This is a genomic window from Desulfosarcina widdelii (assembly GCF_009688965.1).
In the GTDB taxonomy this organism is placed as follows: Bacteria; Desulfobacterota; Desulfobacteria; order Desulfobacterales; family Desulfosarcinaceae; genus Desulfosarcina; species Desulfosarcina widdelii.
Genome location: NZ_AP021875.1, coordinates 4,252,021 through 4,269,172 on the forward strand (window position 1 = coordinate 4,252,021; position 17,152 = coordinate 4,269,172).

Genomic DNA, 17,152 nt, shown 5'->3' on the forward strand with positions numbered 1-17,152 from the left:
TCCAAAAAGACCGTTAATCGAGGAGGAAAACCATGGCCATTGAAGGGGCAGACATTGTTAAGGCAGCGGCTTTTCTTGGAGCCGGCATTTCCATGGGATTGGGCGCCATCGGCCCCGGAGTGGGCGAGGGCATGGTGGCCGCCAAAGCATGCGAAGCCATCGGCAAGAATCCCAAAGAGGCGGGATTGTTGACCCGGACCATGCTGGTGGGGCAGGCGGTGTCCGAATCGACCGGTATTTACTCCCTGGTGATTGCCCTGCTGCTGCTGTTCGTGGTCTGACGAATCCGGCCCGGCGCTTCCCTTTTCCTGACTAAGCGGCGTTTTCCCGTTTCCAGTCGCAACCGTTTTGCACCGGTTCAAGCCGATGGGGCCGAGTAATCGTTGCCAATGGCCATCCGGCGACCCAAAACGGAGAACCGCCAGCGGAGAATAACCGCCATGGAAATTATTGCTACCAATGCCCTGATCAGCATTAATGCGACCTTTGCGGTCCAGCTGATCTCTTTTTTAATTTTTCTGTATATCATGAACCGGATTATGTTTCGTCCGCTTCGCAGCACCATGGAGCAGCGGGACATTTATATCGACCGCGTCAAGGAAGAAATCCGCTCCGGGAAAGAAAAACTGGAAAACCTGGCCGAGGAATTGGACGCCCAGCGTGCCCGAGTGGTGAGGGAAGCGGATAGGGCGGCCAAATCCCTGGAATCAGAGGGAGACCGGCAGGCTGCCGAACTGATCGAACAGGCCCGGCAGCAAATCACCTCTTTGAGAAGTGAAACCGAAGCCCGGGTCGTCGATCAGGTGAAACAGGCCCGCAAGGCCATTGCCGAAGAGGTGGAAGCTGTCACCGTGGCTGTGATGGAAAAGGTACTGCATCGGAGGCTGTCCTCATGAAGGAGACCGGATCTTCAGGCGCAGCAGGCGTCACGATCCTTTTTATCTGGCTTGGGCTGCTTTTTTTTCCTGAATCCGCCGCGGCCGGCGATCCTGGATGGCGGCCAACCTATGACATTGTGCTGCGGTGGGTAAACTTTATTATTCTGGTGGCGGTGATCGTCAAATACTCCCACGAACCGATCAAAAATTTTCTGAAGCTGCAAAAAGGCGACGTGGTTTCGCGTATCGCCGAGCTGGACAGCGAGAAGTCCCGAATCATAGAAGAGATCAAGGAAGTCAGAAAAAAAGGTGAGGCCAACCGGATTCGTTTTAAAGAGATGAAAGAGCGTCTGATCGCCCAGGGAGAAACCCGCAAGCAGGAACTCATCAGCCAGGCCAAACAGCAAAGTGCAATCATGCTGGAAGATACCCGGCGCAAGTTGGAAAATCGGGTTGTCCAGGCCAAGACCGCCCTTAAATTGGAATTGCTGGACATGGCTATCGAGCAGGCCATGAACCAGCTCCCGGGCATCCTCACCGATGGAGACAATCAACGACTGCTGGACGACTATATGAAAAGCCTCGACACTTGACGGCAGTAAAAGGTCCCGTTGCCCGTTGCGATGGGGATCCGGTTATAGGAACAGGACTATTTTGCTGCTTGACGACCGACCCTGATTTGCATTAGGGAGGCGTTGGTGCCATTTTTCTAAATAAAAGGGATTCAATTTCCGCAATGCGGCAGCGCGGAGAGAACGGGACGATTACTATGGAAAACAATACCTCCATCGAAACCTTTATCAAAGAGCAGATCGAAAGATGGAAAAACCAGACCCAAACCCATATACCGGTGATAACGGTTTCCTCCCAGCCGGGCAGCGGCGGACGGGTGATCGCCAAGGGGCTGGCCAAGCGGCTTTGCATTGACCTGTTCGACCGGGACATCGTCAAGGAAATTGCCGAAAGCGCCCATATCAGTGGTGCCGTCATCGAAACCATGGAGAAGGAACGTCTTTCCGGAATCAAGGATTTCATCTCTTCTTTGGTGGATGACCGCTACTTGTGGCCCGGCGTCTATTTGGACCATCTGATGAAAGTGGTCGCCGCCATTGCCAGCCACGGCAATGCGGTCATCGTGGGACGCGGGGCCAACTTTCTGATTCCACAAAAAGAGCGAATGAGCATTCGAGTGATTGCACCTTTCAGAGTCCGGGTGCAAAACGTGGCCAAAACATTTGGCGTCACCCGGGAAGAAGCCAAACGACGCGTCATCCATCGCGAGAATCGAAGATCAGCATTTATCCGGCAGTCCTTCAATGCGGACGTTGCCGATCCCAACAACTACGATCTGGTCATCAACACCGGCCGGGGCGACATCGATGCGGCCATTGGAGCGGTGATCGGCATGGTGGTGGGCTGTAAAGAGGTCGTTGTCAAAAAACCGCCGGCCAAATCACCCGGAAAAAAATAATCGCTCCTCGGAAAAGCGCCCGACGATCCGAAAACAATCGACCGCACCGGCAATGCCTATTGCCGGTGCGGTTTTTTTTGGTCGGTCTTTGGGCGATCCCCCTCTTTTCAGTGCACCGGTTCCCATCCTGCCCCTTCATGCTGAATTATATTTATTTTAAATGTTCCAACCAACAATTCATCAACACATAATTCTCTGTATTTATTTTAAATTTCATTTACTTGTTTGACATTGACCGCCGATTGAATTAAGGAAAACCCTTCCTTGAATTAGATACCCCCGATGAACACAGGATTCGCTTTTTAGGCCCGAAACGCCGAGAAAGACGGAAATGAAAACGCGCCGACGCCTTTGTCGATGGCATGCGCACGGGCTGGTTGTAACCAGTCTGTAAGTGAAAAGGATAGTTTATGGATGGGGCCCTGATACCGATTGTTGTTTTCCTGCTCGTTTATGTGGCGCTGACCTTCGAACTGGTCAACAAGGCCGTGGCTGCACTGCTGGGCGTGATGGTGCTGATCACCCTGCACGTGGTCAGCGAACACCAGGCCGTGGAGTTCATCGACTTCGAAACCATCATGCTGCTGCTGGGCATGATGTCCATTGTGGCGATTCTCCGGAAAACCCGATTTTTCACCATCGTTTCGGTCCGGATCGCCGAGATGACCCAGGGCAGCCCGCTCAAGATCCTGATCCTCTTTTCCATCGTCACCGCCGTATTGTCCGCCTTTCTGGACAACGTGACCACGGTGCTGATCATCGTTCCCATCGTCATCGAGCTGACTGCCGGCATGGGCCTGGACCCGAAGTTGTATGTGATCAGCCAGGCCATCATTTCCAATATCGGCGGTACGGCCACCCTGATCGGCGATCCGCCCAACATCATCATCGGCTCCAAGGTGGGCCTGACCTTCAACCAGTTCATGCTCAACCTCACCCTGCCGGTAACGGTCTGCTTTGCGGTGGCCATCGTCTACCTCTGGGCCACCAACCGGGACAAATTCAAGCCCATCGACACCAGTCTGGCCAAACTTTTTTCGGTGCAACTGCTGCTGGAAAAAATTCGCTACAATTTTCTGGACACAAAAATCGACGCCGTTTTCCTGACCAAGGGGCTGGCCTGCCTGGGTCTGGCTATTTTGCTGTTCGTCACCCAGACCGTCACCAAGCTTTCTCCCGGGGTGGTGGCCATGCTGGTGGCCATGATTCTGTTCGTGATCACGCGCATCGATGTGGAAGAGATGCTCGAAGAGATCGAGTGGAGCACCCTTTTGTTTTTCACCGGCCTGTTCATCCTGGTGGGCGTGCTGGAGCATAAAGGCGTCATCGAATGGATCGCCCGCAACATTTTCATGCGGGTGGGGGACAACCCCTATGTGATCGTGCTGACGGTGCTGTGGGTGTCGGGCATCGTCTCGGGCTTTCTGGACAACATCCCGTTCACCATCACCATGATCCCCATCGTCCGGCTGATGCTGGAGAGCAACCCCATCCCCAACAACATCCTGTGGTGGGCATTGTCTTTAGGAGCCTGTCTGGGCGGCAACCTGACCATGATCGGGGCCTCGGCCAATATCGTTTCCGTGGGGATGGCCAAGAAATTCGGACAGGAAATCAGTTTTATCGAATTTGCCCGCAAGAGCGTGGTCATCACCCTGATCACCCTGACGATCGCCTCGGGCTATCTGATGCTCTATTTATGGATATCGTTATGAAACCGGAAGACAAAAAAATTCTGTGCAGCCTGATTCGGGACCATGAGGACACCGTGGGCTCCTCCAGGGTCACCATGATGGCCATCAATGCTTTTATCGAATCCATCCGGCAGGTGCGTTGCAGCGTGGAGGAAGTCCGGGAACTCTACTCGGAGCTTTCCCTGGCCATCAAGAACACCGAGCCGAAAGTAATTCCGCTGATCCATCTGATCGAGGAGTTCGAAAATGAGGTAGACGGCCCGATCAGTGAAAATCTCGAAGAGATCAAGGAACGGGCGATCAGCATTTTGAAGGCCAAGCATGACAAGATCAAGGCCAAGGTCGGCAAGGTGATCGAACAGGGACTGACCTGCATCAGCGAGGGCGACACGATCATCGTGCACACCATCAGTTTTGATGTGACCAACATGCTCAAACTCGCACGGGAAGTTTTGCATAAAAATTTCAAGGTGATCGTTCTGAAACAGGACCTGGCCAAAACCCGTCGACTGGTCAAATCCCTTTCTCAGGCGGACATCGACATGGAAGTTATTCCCGAATACAGCCTGAGTCACTATATCGAGCAGGGCAACAAGGTGTTCATGGGGGCTTTGTCCATCACCGAGGACCTCAAGGTGGTATCGGCCGTGGGTTCGGCCAATGTTGTCAGTCTTTGCCATCTCAATCGTCTGCCCATCTATCTGTTCGCCAATACGCTGAAGTTTTCGCACCGCCCCTCGTCCCAGCAGAAAATTCACCGCAAGGTGGAGGCCCACACCCATGACGACATCAGCTATCACCTGGTTACCCACTCCCACGATACCGTGGACCTGAAGCACGTCGATTTTTTGGTAACCGAGCAAGGGATTAAAGACAAAACCGCCATCCTGGAATGTATCAAGGCCGCGCGCGGCTGATTCGATCCGAGCCCACCCAATCTCGCTACCATTAGCGTTCCATGCCGGGTTTTGCCCGCCGATATGCTTGCAGGCCCGGCAAAATTGACTTTTTACCGGCGAGTCGATATTTTTCGAATACGACAGGCAATCGTGGCAGCCGTTTTATTTTAAGCGGTGTCAGCCTCAATTCTGATGGCCTTATCAAAAATCAATTTTCAGTTTCGTTAAGAGGTTGGCCTATGAATATCGGCCTTGAATCGGATCTGCGCCGTCAAATAGCGGATTTGGAAACCAAAATCAGTGAGTATGAGGGACTGCTCTACCATCATGAGCCCGGCTGGAATTCCTTGAAGCAAAGCGATGCCAGCTACCAGGTTATATTCGAGAACACCGGAACCGGTGCTTTTGTCAAAGAGGCGGACATGACCATTTCAAAGGTCAACTCCGAATTCGAACGCCTCACCGGATATTCCAAAGCGGATATCGAAGGAGAAATGAAATGGACCGATTTCTTCCTCGAGGAGGACCATGACCGGCTGGCCGGCTACCACGCCGACCGGCGTACGGCGACCCGCGATGCGCCCCGCAACCTGGAATGCCGAATCAAAGACAGCAGCGGCGCCATCAGGCACGTCTATTTGACACTGGACCTGATACCGGGCACCCGCAAGAGCATTGGCACACTCATGGACATCACGAAGCTCAAGCAGGCCGAAGCCCAGATTTTGGAAAGCAAGGCCTTTCTTGCGGCTATCGTCGAGAGTTTCGACGGCCTTATTTATGTGGTTTCCCGGGATTTGAAAATTCAATATCTCAATGAGGCGTTGCTGGAAAAAGTGGGCCGCAACGCCGTAGGCAAACCCTGCTATGAAGTTCTCCACCACCGGGCGGCAGTCTGCCCTTTTTGCGTACATGAACAGGTTTTCAACGGTGAAGCCGTCCGCTTCGAGATCAAGAATCCCGAAAATGACCGCTGGTACTACAGCGTGAACTCCCCCATTCACCATGTTGACCGATCCATCTCCCTGTTGGCCATGGTGACGGACATTCAGGCCCGAAAAACGGCCGAGCTTTCCCTGAAAAAAAACGAAAGCCAGCTTCGCCGCCAGAACCGCCTGTTGCGCTCCACCATGACCGAGCGAAGCAAGTTCGGCGGTCTCGTCGGCAAAAGCCAGCCCATGCAGGAAGTGTACGAGCAGATTCTCAACGCCGCTGCCACGGACGCTACGGTGGTCATCTACGGCGAACCGGGAACCGGCAAGGAACTGGTGGCTCGCGCGATCCACGATATGAGTTTGCGCAATCGGGAGCAATTCGTGCCGGTCCACTGCGGCGCCATCCCCGAGAACCTGATCGAATCCGAATTTTTCGGGTATAAAAAAGGTGCCTTCTCCGGTGCCGGCGCAGATAAACAAGGATACGTGGATTTCGCCCACAAGGGAACCCTGTTCATGGACGAAATCGGTGAAATCAGCCCCCATATGCAGGTCAAACTGCTGCGGGTGATCGAAGGAGGAGGATATACGCCGGTGGGCGGCAACCGGGTCAAACATTCCGACATCCGCATCATTGCAGCCACCAACCGGGATATGCTGGAACGCATGGAAAAGCAGATGATGCGCAAGGATTTTTTCTATCGGATCCACATCCTTCCCATCTATATGCCGCCGCTGCGCAGTCGTAAAGAAGATCTTCCGCTGCTCATCGATCATTTTCTGATGCTCTACGGAGGAAAAAAGAATTTGCCGCCCATTACTGATCGTTCAATGGACCGATTGCTGGAATACGATTGGCCGGGAAATGTGAGGGAACTGCAAAACGTAATGATCCGTTATTGCCACTCGCAAAAAATTGAACTGATGGAGACCCTGAAATCGCCCTTTGAAACACCAGTGGCCGACGATATCCCTTCGGCAGGCGATTCGGGCACATTGCGATCCATGATGGACGCTTACGAGAAAAAGTTGATCGAAGCGGTGCTGCGCCGCAATCAATGGCACCGCAGCCACGCGGCCCGGCTGCTGGGCATTGACCGCAAAACCCTGTTCACCAAAATGAAACGCCACGGATTGGCGCGCCCCCAGTCCCGTTCATCCCATTCTTCCTGACCGCGTCAATTGTCATTGATAATGGTGGTGACCAGAGACCGGTTTTCCTCCAGCGCTGCTTTTTCGGGCATCTCTCCATTTGGCGAGGGAAGCGATTTCCATTGTGATTTGTACATCGCCCGGAAGGTAATTTGAAACATGGCTTCGAGAATCGAATAGGCCGACACCCCGTGGGGCGGCACCTCAATATTGGCGATTGCTTCACGTTTTTCCACTGCACCGGATTTCAAGCGGTTCAGGTTTCTTAAAAAAGAGACCATCTGTGGGGCGACCTTGCGATGGTGGTCCGGCAGGCTCTGAGCATTGTCCCACTTGGCAATCTGCTTCGCGATGGTATCGCTGGAAGCCTCCAAAAGAAATTTTTTGTTTTTTTCGCTCTTAAACAGTGGGGAATAAGAGACGTGTTTGCGGATGGCCGCATCGAGGCAGGCGGCTTCACGCTTCAGCTCTGCGCTCATGGCGGGGACCATGGCTTCGGGAACCGCAAGGCTCAGTTGATTCAGCAGGTCTGAAAATTCCGTCAGGCTCGTTTTGATATCCTTGGCGGCCGCCGACCAGAATTTCCGGCTCATGGCCTTGACGGTGGCTTCATCGGGGTCGGATTTGGATGGACCGGATTTGAGTATTTTCAGGACAGCCGGAAACGATCTGGCGGATCTGCGAAACAGATTTCTACCGCTAACGGCCTTGAAAATGATTGCGATGGTGGCGAACCAGTCCTGAAGGTGGAGCAACTCGGCCACATCACCGAAATGGCTGGCAATGGTTCCATTTTTCAATACATGCAAGGGGGTGGCGTATAGCGGCGTTCCCCCCAACAGCGGTTGGGCAACATAACCGTTTTGATCGGGAACCAGTGAGATCGCTGTCTCCACGTCAATGACGCCGATGGCAAAAGACTCTGCGTTGTTAAGAAATACGGGATAATCGTCCGGATTGGCATCCAGAAACAGGTTGTCCGGCTTCAGGTCCCGGAGCGCAATATGCTTTTCCTTGAGTTGATCGAGCAGGTGCAGCAGGTTGGAGGCGATGTTCTCGATTTGCAGCCGGCTCTGTGAAAAACCTTTCCTGGCCAACTGGGTTTTGAGAAGCTGGTTCAGATCTTCCACCTCTTGCGGGTGCTTTTTCAAAACCCCGGTAAATCCAGTTTCGACTCGCTGCAACAGGTCCGCATCGACCTCTTTTTCATCATGGCCGATCGCCTCACCGGCAAGGCAGTTGAGAAACCAGTGTTTAATCTGGAAGGTATGGACCGGCTCACTTGTGCCCGAGGCCTGGAAAATGCGTTTGGCCTCGTTTTCACACTGCCGGTAAAGGGTTTGCAGCCCTTCGAAAACCGGCATGGCGTCCAGTCCGTATCGGGTGGTAAAGGCGTCCTGGTCCCATGGGACTTCCGGGGCTTCACGGAACTCATCGGCGACCTTGTTTTTCGATTCATGCAATTCGGCAATCACGCGCCCCAGAAAGAAACTGTTGGTCAACTCCATGAAAAAGGCGAAGCGGTCCCCGATTTTCAGGTACTGTCGATATTCGGGTTCCCCTTCCACCAGGCGGATATACTGCTTTTCGATCTGCTCCTGGGTGCAGTCCGAAATGCAGGGCAGCGTTTTGACCTTGTTCAGAACCACGGATACCATGGGAATGATGCAGGCGATGGGCGCCAGTTGAACGGCGATCTGCACCTCCCTTCTGATGGCGCTTACGTACTTTTCCATGTCCGTGATCGGCGTCGGAGGAATTTTGACGACCATGTGGGTATCGTAAATGACATAGTAGCACTTGCTTTTACTCCCGGTATCTTCTCCCAGCGGGCCAATGGACATCCGGCGGGTCAGCCAGTCGTTGCTGCCCTTGACGCCCAGTTCAAAGCGCTTCATTTTCTTTGCGGCCGAATCGGATGCCATGGAAAAACGGGCCGGAGCGTCCTTGCCTACGCCTTTCTGAAGTTTGTATAACTCAAGGAAAAACATGGCAATATCCCGCAAATCGGAGGACTCGTGGCTGTCTTGGGCAAACAGGTTGGCAGTCTGGGCTTCTGGCTGCAGGTCGCTCCGGGGCTCGGATTTGGGGAAAGATTGTTTCACGAGGACGGCCGTCTTGCGAAAAAGCACCATTCCTGCGCAGGCCAGCGCCAAAGCAGCCAGAAAAACCAGCAGCCGGATGTCCAGAGAACGGGCCGTTTTTGGATCGACGCCCATGGCCTTCAAAACCTGCAGCTTTTTCCGGTCGAGGACCTTTAGCAACGCGATCTTTTTTTGTACCTGTACCGATCCGATGGAGGTGACGTCGTCCTCCATGAACATGCCGGATTTTCCATCGACCGTATAAAGGACAAGATCACCCGTCCGGTTGATGCTGTCGACAAGGACCGGTTCGCCTCCCTTGATATAGATGACTTGTCTTTCCGCAGTCACTCCGACTTCCAAAAAGGAGGCGATGGCGGTGCATACAATCGAACAGGCAACCAGAATAATCCATTTTTTCATAGCGTCCACGCTTTTTCCATCAATGATTCCGAAACGTCGCTAATGAGTTGACTGGCTGCTTGAGGCGTATTGAAGGACCACCGAACCGATTTTTATGATGTCCATGTGTTTCAGTCGAATCGGCCCTCGAACGGTTTGGCCGTTTACTTTCGGTTTGATCCAACCGCTGACGCTGCTGATGTAATGGTGTTGCGGCGTCTTGCTGATGGCGGCGGCCGGGTCACCGGCCAAAAAGGAAAAAAAACCGCCGATAACGATATCGCATCGATGGGTTCGGCCGATGGTCACCAGGCTTTTGATCAGGTCGTACCTGCCGTTGCCGCCGGACAGGAAAGCGACATAGGCCTCGGCGGTCTTGATTTCCGGGATGTCGCCGCTCTCGGCCAGCATGCGACGGTATACCTCGGTATCCATAAACATGGTGTGGTCGGGCCCCGGGTCACCGGGCAAAGCGGAAGTTTTCAGTCCGCCCTGTTCGGGCCTTGGGCGCGGCCGGCCACGATCCAGAAAGACCAGGGTGTGTTTGCCGATCGTAATGACGTCTCCGTTTTTCAAAGGGGCCTGCTCTACGGTCAGTCCATTTAAAAACGTACCGTTCTTGCTGTTCGTATCTTTTAACGTGTATCGATTGCCCTGTTTCAGAATAACCGCGTGGTCCCCTGAAACCGCATAGTTGTCGATCACCAGATGATGGTTGGGGTTCCTGCCGATGGAAAGGGCATCAATTCTGTCAAGGGCGAACTCTTTGATGGTCCTGTCCTTGAATTTGACCAGCAATCTGATCATTCGACCGCCTTTTTTGTGCCAGCCGGACACTGGCAGCTTTTCTCAGGAACGCTGTTTCGATCGGAAAAGAGAGGCAATCCATGCCGGGATGCCGATAACCCTGCCCAGGAGGGTTTTGGACGAATCGCCGTTGGTCGATTGTATCCGTACCACGATGACGGTGATATTGTCCTCTCCGCCCCTTTGGTTGGCCAGATCCGTCAGCTTTTTGCAGGCAGAGTCCGAATCGTTCTGGCAGACCAGGTCCCGGATTTCTTCCGGGGCGATCTTACCGCTGAGGCCGTCGCTGCACAGAACGACGATGTCGTCTGTAAAACATTGGGTTTCCACAAAATCGACACCGACCTCGGACCGAATACCCACGGCACGGGTAAGAATATGGGCAAGTTTCCCCTCGGAGAACTTGCCTTCCATGGATTTGGGAATTTTTTTGCGCTCGTGAAGCAGGGTGTGGGGCGTGTAGAGATTTTCGATCTCACCGTTTCTCAACAAGTAGATGGGACTGTCCCCCACATTGGCGGTGATCAGGGTGTTTTCGGCGAGATAGAGGGCGGAAACCGTAGTACCCATGCCCCGGCAGGCCTCATCCTGGAGGGACTGCTTATAGATTCTGCGATTGGCCAGGGTTATACTTTGGCGCAGCCGCTGGGTGGCTTCATCCACCCCCTGGGCAACCGCCATCTCTTCCGATTCGGAGCTTTTCTCCGCAGCGGCCGTCATGTAAGTACCGATGGCCTCCACGGCCATACGGCTGGCCACCTGTCCGGCGCGGTGCCCTCCCATACCATCCGCCACAACATACAGCCCGATGGACTCGTTGATCAGGAAGCTATCTTCGTTTGCCTTACGAACTTTGCCGATATCGCTAGATCCAGCGGCTTGTGCCATAATCATCATTTGCCCCTTTTTCTCTTAAAAACAATAAATTGGACACATTGTCAAGAAAAACGGTAGTTTTTTCAGCTCAATGGGGCGATCGCCTCCCGGGCAAATAAAAGCGACGGGGTGTATTGGATGCAATTGCCCGGCGCGGGAATCGAATCGCTTTCCTGTCGATAACCCGCCCACTCGATGGGGCGAATTCTCCCCATTATGAACATTTTATTCCCCAAATGTGCATCTGCTCGAATTTAATGGGTAATTTTGGAAACCCATACCAATTGGGGCGAAAAGACCCCAATTGGGCAATTTGTGCGAACATTCGAATGATGTTCATAATTATTTGTAATTTATTTAAATAAAATTTTATTGAAAAGCGGCACACAAATTGGAAAACCTCTGAGCTTGATACCTTTTGCACAAATCGCACAACATGAACCAAGGTAAATTTCATGATAGAACTGATTCACACCAAGCCCTGTCTTGTTTTCGGTTGCGGCAACCCTTTGTTCGGCGATGACGGTTTCGGACCCGAGGTCATTGCGGATCTGGAAAAGAACCATGCCTTGCCGGACCATGCCGCCTGTCTGGATGCGGGCACCTCCATCCGCGACTTTCTCTTCGACATCCTCCTGGCGTCAGAGAAACCGAAGCAGGTGATTGTCGTCGATGCGGGCGACTGCGACGGCAAACGGCCGGGGGAGGTGTTCGAAATCGACATCGACGAGATGGACCCCAAAAAAACCAGCGATTTTTCCCTGCACCAGTTTCCGACAACCAACATGCTCAAGGAACTGAAAACAGATACGGATATGGACGTTCGCATTCTCGTCGGACAAATCGAAAACATCCCAGACAAGGTTTCGCCGGGACTGTCGCCGGCCATGGCGGCGGCTGTTGCAAAGGCGAGCCGCCGAGTCCTGAAGATGATCGCAAAGGAGGCCGTATGATCGCCATTCGCGCAGGAGAACTGGCCCGCACCCTGGGGGTTCACCGCAATACCATTCGCAACTGGATCAAAAACGGTGTGCTCGAAGCGCAACCGACGGTGGGGAAAAAATACCTGATTGCAAAGGACCGGTTGCTGCAATTCGTTCAATCCAAGGGCATTGCTACAACAGCAGTGGAATCGTTGATCGAAAGCGGCCTGACGGTACCTGCGGCACAGCCGGTCCCATCGCTGAATCAACCAGCATTACAGAAAGAGGCGCCAATGAAACAAAAAGCCATCGGTTCGGTACTGGTGGTCGGCGGAGGCATTGCCGGCATCCAGGCCACCCTGGATCTGGCCGATTCCGGCTATTACGTTTACCTGTTGGAAAAAAGCCCCGGTATCGGCGGCGTCATGGCCCAGCTGGACAAGACCTTTCCGACCAACGACTGTGCCATGTGAATCGTTTCACCCAAGTTGGTTGAGTGCGGTCGGCACTTAAACGTTGAGATTCTCACCCTATCGGAAATTGTCGATGTCAGCGGACAGAAAGGCGACTTCACGGTCACCGTTCGCAAAAAACCCCGCTATATCGACATGGACAAGTGTATTGCCTGCGGGCTGTGCGCCCAGAAATGCCCCAAAAAGGTCGACGACGAATTCAATATGGGCATTTCCAAACGCAAAGCCGCCTATATTCAGTACGGCCAGACCGTACCGCTGAAATATGTGATCGATCCGGAGCAATGCCTCTATCTGACCAAGGGAAAATGTCGGGCCTGCGAAAAATTCTGCCCCACCGGCGCCATCAATTTTGACGATAAGGAAGAGCGGGTCACCCTGAACGTGGGGGCAATGATCCTCTCCCCCGGATATCGCCCCTTCGATCCGTCGGGCATGGATTACTATGGCTATGGCCAAATTCCGGACGTGGTCACCAGCCTGGAGTACGAACGCATGCTATCGGCCAGCGGCCCCTTTCAAGGGCACCTGGTCAAGCCCTCGGACCACCGCGAACCGAAAAAAATCGCCTGGATCCAGTGTGTGGGTTCGCGCAACACCAACCGCTGCGACAATGGATACTGCTCCAGCGTCTGCTGCATGTACGCGGTCAAGCAGGCCCTGGTGACCGCCGAGCACCTCACCGGCGAAGGATTGGAGCAGACCATTTTTTACATGGATATCCGCAGCCACGGCAAGGAGTTCGAGCGCTATTACGAAGATGCCATTGACAAAAAGGTGAACTTCGTACGCGCCCGTCCCCACACCATCGATCCGGGGATCGAAGGCTCCGGTGTATCCATGACCTACACCCTGGAAGACGGGACTCAAGTAACCGACCATTTCGACCTGGCCGTGCTTTCGGTGGGGCTGGAGGCTTCGCCGGAAGCCATAGAACTGTCCGAAAGGTTGGGCATTGCCCTGGACGAACATCGGTTCGCCCAAACCAGAAGCTTCTGGCCGGTCACCAGCTCCCGTGACGGGATCTACGTCAGCGGCGCCTTCCAGGCACCCATGGCCATTCCCCGCTCCGTGACCCAGGCCTCGACGGCCGCCGCCGAAGCCGGACGCGCGCTTATCGAGGCCAAGGGCACCCTGACGCGCTCCAAAACCTACCCGGAAGAACGCAGCATCGAAAACGAAGCGCCCCGCATCGGCGTGTTCGTCTGTTCGTGCGGCATCAACATCGCCAACGTCGTGGACGTAGAGGCCGTGGCGCAGTATGCCGCGGGCCTGCCCAACGTGGTGCTGGTGGAAAACAATCTGTTTACCTGCTCCACGGACACCCAGAGCCTGATCGCCGAAAAAATCAAGGAACACAACCTGAACCGCATCGTTGTTGCGGCCTGTACACCGCGGACCCATGAGCCGCTGTTTCAGGATACGTTGAAAGAGGCCGGGCTCAACGGCCATCTGGTGGAAATGGCCAATATCCGCAATCAGAATTCCTGGGTTCACCAGAAGCAGCCCGAAATGGCCACCGAAAAGGCCAAGGATCAGGTTCGCATGGCCGTGGCCCGGTCTTCGGTAGCCTACAGCCTGGAAGCCGTAGCCGTGGATGTCGAGCAAAAGGCCCTGGTGATCGGCGGCGGCGTGTCCGGCATGAAAGCCGCTTTGATGATGGCCGGCCAGGGATTTCCCGTGCTGCTGATCGAAAAAAGCGACCGCCTGGGAGGCGTGGCCGCGCAACTGCGGACCACCGCCCAGGGCGAAGCCGTCCGGCCCTTGCTGGAACAGCTCATTCAAGATGTTAAAAATAATGATCGCATTGAAATTTCAACCCGAACCACCCTGGTCTCGGCGGCAGGGTCGGTGGGCAACTTCAGCGGTGAAATCGATGTGGACGGCAGCCGCCGGTCCGTTTCCTTCGGCGCCGCCGTGGTGGCCACCGGAGGGAAAGAATCCACACCGGAAGAATACGGCTACGGCAGCCATGACCGCATTCTCACCCACCTGCAACTCGACGCCCTGCTGGACAGCCGACCGGAAGCGCTGCAAAACGCGGACAGCGCGGTATTCATTCAGTGCGTGGGGTCCCGCGATGCCCGCCGGCCCTACTGCAGCCGGGTATGCTGCGCCCATTCGGTGGAAAGCGCCATCGAATTGAAAACGCTCAACCCGCAGATAGATGTGTATGTGCTCTACCGGGATATGCGCACTTACGGAACCCGGGAAGCCTTGTACGCCCGCGCCCGGCAGATGGGCGTCGTCTTCATCCGCTTCGACCTGGACAGCAAACCGCAGGTCAGCACCGACAACGGAAACATTGCGGTGCGGGTCAACGACCCCGTGCTGCAGATGCCGCTGGAAATTCGAGCCGATTACCTGATTCTGGCGGCGGCCATCGAACCGACCGACAACGCCGATCTGGTGGATATCTTCAAGTTCAGCGTCAATCCGGAAGGCTTTGTCAACGAAGCCCATCCCAAGCTGCGTCCGGTAGACATGAGTGTAGACGGCCTTTTCGTGGCCGGGTTGTGCAATTACCCCAAACCCATCGACGAGGCCGTGGCCCAGGCCAAGGCGGCCGCTTCCCGGGCCAACGTGATCCTCTCCCAGGCAACGATGCAGCTCGACCCCATTAAATCGACCGTTACCGAAGCCTGCGACGGCTGCGCGCTGTGTCTGGATGTCTGTCCATACAAGGCCATTGGTCTGGTGGAAAAGATCGTCGACGGCACGCCCGTTCGGCGGGTGGTCACGGACAGCGCGCTCTGCAAGGGCTGCGGCATCTGCGAGGCAACCTGTCCCAAAGGTGGCATCGTTGTCCACGGGTTTACCCCGGATCAGCTCAAGGTTCAGGTGGAAGCAGCACTGGAACCGGTCCGGCAGCGGGCTTTAGAAACGGTATCGGTCGAAAAATAGCGGATGGACCATTATCCGCGCGCTTCCCGTTGAACCGCCGACGGGGGCAAACCGCAAACCAAGGAGAATGAAAGATGTCTCAAGCGTTCGAACCGGTGATTATCGGTTTTCTGTGTAACTGGTGCGCCTACGCCGGCGGTGATCTGGCCGGCGTGTCCCGGCTGCAGTACCCCCCCAACATGCGCCCCATCCGGGTGATGTGTTCCGGCATGGTGCCGCCCGATCTGGTGGTGGAAAGTCTCTCCCAGGGGGCCGACGGCGTCATCGTCATGGGCTGACACCTGGGTGAATGCCATTACCTGGACGGTAATCACAAAGCCAAGGCAAGAGCAGAAGTTATCAAAATCGTTCTGGCGGACAACGGCATCGATCCCCGCCGCTTCGCCCTGGAATGGGTTTCGTCGGCCGAAGCACCCCGGTTTGCCGAAGTGGTCACGACCTTTACCGAAACGATTCGATCATTGGGGCCCAACCCGGTGCGGACCCCCATGGCAGCGGCCGGATGATAGGAGGAACGATGGAAACCTTTTTCAATTTGATCCAGGAAGTCCAGAAACCGGGCCTTTGCCACCGCTGCGGGGCCTGTGTCACCTTCTGCAATGCCGTTAACTACGGCGCCCTGGAGCTGGACGAAGATGGCAAGCCCCGCTATGGGGAGATCGAAAAGTGCATTGAGTGCGGCCTGTGTTATTCCATCTGCCCGGAGATCGACGAACTGGAAGAAATCACCCGGCAGCGTGCCGCCTGGAGCGCCCCCATGGGGCGGGTGATCGAAACAACCATCGCCCGGGCGCTGGATCCTGAGATTCGTGCGGCCGCCACCGACGGTGGCGTCGTTACCGCGCTGCTGGTTCACCTTTTCGAAACCGGCCGCATCGACGGTGCCATCGTGACCGAGCCGGCCGGCCCTTTTCAGCGCCGTCCCTGCCTGGCCACCAGCGTCGAACAAATCCGCCAGGCGGCGGGATTTTTCTTTGACACCTCCCACGGCATGAAACAGTTCAGCGATGCCTATCTGACCTATTCTTCCATCGAGGAATTCGCCCCCATGGTCAGAAAGGGCCTCAACCGGGTGGCTCTGGTGGGCACGCCCTGCCAGATCAAAGCCTTTCGCCGCATGGAGGCCCTGGGCATTGTGCCTTCGGATTCCATCAAATTCTGTTTCGGCCTGCTCTGCTCGGGAAATTTCGTTTTCGGCGAAACCCAACGGCAAAAGCTGGCCCAGCAATTCGACTTCGATTGGGACGACGTGGCCCGCATCAATGTCAAAGAGGCCTTCCAGGTGCACCTGAAAGGCGGCGATACGGTTCGCATTCCGCTGGAAGAGCTGGATTTCATGAAACGGGTGGCCTGCCGCTACTGTGGCGATTATTCGGCCGAGTTTGCCGACATCTCCTTCGGCGGCATCGGTGCCCGGGAAGGCTGGACCACGACCATCATCCGCACACCTTTGGGGCGGGCGGCCTTTGCCGATGCCCGCGGAAAAACCGTCGAAGAACAGACCCACGCGGATGAAGAAAATTTCGCCAGCCATGCCCTGAGCAAAGTGCGGGCCTGGTCGGCGCGTAAAAAGAAATCGGCTCGCCAGTTTCGCCGCAATGGCAGCAAGAGCGGCGTTACCATCGCCGGTTGAACCGTTGCCCCGAGCCCGGCG

Annotated in this window: 14 protein-coding genes and 1 pseudogene; 12 read left to right on the forward strand and 3 right to left on the reverse strand. The window is 55.1% G+C overall.

The features are described from left to right. Nucleotides 1-32: 32 nt before the first annotated feature. The 7 genes from atpE to GN111_RS19625 all read left to right on the forward strand — a co-directional run bounded on the left by atpE (nucleotide 33) and on the right by GN111_RS19625 (nucleotide 7,050). A complete protein-coding gene (atpE, locus tag GN111_RS19595) occupies nucleotides 33-281 on the forward strand; it encodes an ATP synthase F0 subunit C (RefSeq protein WP_155305369.1) in 249 nt (82 codons plus the stop codon). 159 nt (nucleotides 282-440) lie between these two features. After that, nucleotides 441-896: a F0F1 ATP synthase subunit B gene (locus tag GN111_RS19600; protein WP_170302367.1), complete on the forward strand. Its 456-nt coding sequence runs from the start codon at nucleotides 441-443 to the stop codon at nucleotides 894-896. Continuing rightward, nucleotides 893-1,471, forward strand: coding sequence for a F0F1 ATP synthase subunit B (locus tag GN111_RS19605; protein WP_155305371.1), 579 nt, complete (start codon nucleotides 893-895; stop codon nucleotides 1,469-1,471). Before GN111_RS19600 ends, GN111_RS19605 begins: the two co-directional genes overlap by 4 nt. Nucleotides 1,472-1,647: 176 nt before the next feature. Continuing rightward, a complete protein-coding gene (locus tag GN111_RS19610) occupies nucleotides 1,648-2,349 on the forward strand; it encodes a cytidylate kinase-like family protein (RefSeq protein WP_170302368.1) in 702 nt (233 codons plus the stop codon). A 410-nt stretch (nucleotides 2,350-2,759) separates the two neighbouring features. After that, entirely contained in the window at nucleotides 2,760-4,064 is a 1,305-nt protein-coding gene (locus GN111_RS19615) for an ArsB/NhaD family transporter (protein WP_155305373.1), read from the forward strand. Continuing rightward, nucleotides 4,061-4,960, forward strand: a complete 900-nt coding sequence (locus GN111_RS19620; RefSeq protein WP_170302369.1) for an IF-2B domain-containing protein — start codon at nucleotides 4,061-4,063, stop codon at nucleotides 4,958-4,960. The genes GN111_RS19615 and GN111_RS19620 overlap by 4 nt, the downstream gene beginning before the upstream one ends. A gap of 221 nt (nucleotides 4,961-5,181) precedes the next feature. Next, the gene (locus GN111_RS19625; protein WP_170302370.1) at nucleotides 5,182-7,050 is read left to right on the forward strand and encodes a sigma 54-interacting transcriptional regulator; all 1,869 of its coding nucleotides are present in this window, start codon (nucleotides 5,182-5,184) and stop codon (nucleotides 7,048-7,050) included. Nucleotides 7,051-7,055: 5 nt separating this feature from the next. On the opposite strand, the gene GN111_RS19630 is transcribed toward GN111_RS19625, so the two are convergent. From GN111_RS19630 to GN111_RS19640, 3 genes are read right to left on the reverse strand one after another with little or no spacing between them, the layout of a single operon-like run. Then, complete coding sequence (locus GN111_RS19630) at nucleotides 7,056-9,536, reverse strand: protein kinase family protein (protein WP_155305376.1); 2,481 nt, start codon at nucleotides 9,534-9,536, stop codon at nucleotides 7,056-7,058. Between the two features lie 39 nt (nucleotides 9,537-9,575). Then, nucleotides 9,576-10,322 (reverse strand): FHA domain-containing protein, encoded by a 747-nt coding sequence (locus tag GN111_RS19635; protein ID WP_155305377.1) that lies wholly within the window; start codon nucleotides 10,320-10,322, stop codon nucleotides 9,576-9,578. Between the two features lie 42 nt (nucleotides 10,323-10,364). Further along, on the reverse strand, nucleotides 10,365-11,210 hold the full coding sequence (locus GN111_RS19640; protein WP_170302371.1) for a protein phosphatase 2C domain-containing protein: 846 nt from the start codon (nucleotides 11,208-11,210) through the stop codon (nucleotides 10,365-10,367). Between the two features lie 443 nt (nucleotides 11,211-11,653). Between GN111_RS19640 and GN111_RS19645 the strand changes: the two genes are divergently transcribed. The 5 genes and pseudogenes from GN111_RS19645 to GN111_RS19670 all read left to right on the forward strand — a co-directional run bounded on the left by GN111_RS19645 (nucleotide 11,654) and on the right by GN111_RS19670 (nucleotide 17,131). Further along, nucleotides 11,654-12,151 (forward strand): hydrogenase maturation protease, encoded by a 498-nt coding sequence (locus GN111_RS19645; protein ID WP_155305379.1) that lies wholly within the window; start codon nucleotides 11,654-11,656, stop codon nucleotides 12,149-12,151. Continuing rightward, nucleotides 12,148-12,294, forward strand: a pseudogene (locus GN111_RS33955) (helix-turn-helix domain-containing protein); the annotation flags it as partial. The gene GN111_RS19645 and the pseudogene GN111_RS33955, both read left to right, overlap by 4 nt. 120 nt (nucleotides 12,295-12,414) lie before the next feature. Next, complete coding sequence (locus tag GN111_RS19655) at nucleotides 12,415-15,498, forward strand: FAD-dependent oxidoreductase (RefSeq protein ID WP_155308076.1); 3,084 nt, start codon at nucleotides 12,415-12,417, stop codon at nucleotides 15,496-15,498. Between the two features lie 74 nt (nucleotides 15,499-15,572). Beyond that, the gene (locus GN111_RS33670) at nucleotides 15,573-16,004 is read left to right on the forward strand and encodes a hydrogenase iron-sulfur subunit (RefSeq protein WP_197740387.1); all 432 of its coding nucleotides are present in this window, start codon (nucleotides 15,573-15,575) and stop codon (nucleotides 16,002-16,004) included. 11 nt (nucleotides 16,005-16,015) lie between these two features. Further along, nucleotides 16,016-17,131 (forward strand): Coenzyme F420 hydrogenase/dehydrogenase, beta subunit C-terminal domain, encoded by a 1,116-nt coding sequence (locus GN111_RS19670; RefSeq protein ID WP_155305381.1) that lies wholly within the window; start codon nucleotides 16,016-16,018, stop codon nucleotides 17,129-17,131. Nucleotides 17,132-17,152: the final 21 nt, after the last annotated feature.

Bases quoted from the DNA above. Each gene is read 5' to 3' on its own strand.
- GN111_RS19630 (WP_155305376.1), bottom strand. From the start codon at position 9,536: ATGAAAAAATGGATTATTCTGGTTGCCTGTTCGATTGTATGCACCGCC.
- GN111_RS19640 (WP_170302371.1), bottom strand. From the start codon at position 11,210: ATGGCACAAGCCGCTGGATCTAGCGATATCGGCAAAGTTCGTAAGGCA.
- GN111_RS19615 (WP_155305373.1), top strand. From the start codon at position 2,760: ATGGATGGGGCCCTGATACCGATTGTTGTTTTCCTGCTCGTTTATGTG.
- GN111_RS19610 (WP_170302368.1), top strand. From the start codon at position 1,648: ATGGAAAACAATACCTCCATCGAAACCTTTATCAAAGAGCAGATCGAA.
- GN111_RS19645 (WP_155305379.1), top strand. From the start codon at position 11,654: ATGATAGAACTGATTCACACCAAGCCCTGTCTTGTTTTCGGTTGCGGC.
- GN111_RS19605 (WP_155305371.1), top strand. From the start codon at position 893: ATGAAGGAGACCGGATCTTCAGGCGCAGCAGGCGTCACGATCCTTTTT.
- GN111_RS19600 (WP_170302367.1), top strand. From the start codon at position 441: ATGGAAATTATTGCTACCAATGCCCTGATCAGCATTAATGCGACCTTT.
- GN111_RS19635 (WP_155305377.1), bottom strand. From the start codon at position 10,322: ATGATCAGATTGCTGGTCAAATTCAAGGACAGGACCATCAAAGAGTTC.
- GN111_RS19625 (WP_170302370.1), top strand. From the start codon at position 5,182: ATGAATATCGGCCTTGAATCGGATCTGCGCCGTCAAATAGCGGATTTG.
- GN111_RS19670 (WP_155305381.1), top strand. From the start codon at position 16,016: ATGGAAACCTTTTTCAATTTGATCCAGGAAGTCCAGAAACCGGGCCTT.
- GN111_RS19620 (WP_170302369.1), top strand. From the start codon at position 4,061: ATGAAACCGGAAGACAAAAAAATTCTGTGCAGCCTGATTCGGGACCAT.
- atpE (WP_155305369.1), top strand. From the start codon at position 33: ATGGCCATTGAAGGGGCAGACATTGTTAAGGCAGCGGCTTTTCTTGGA.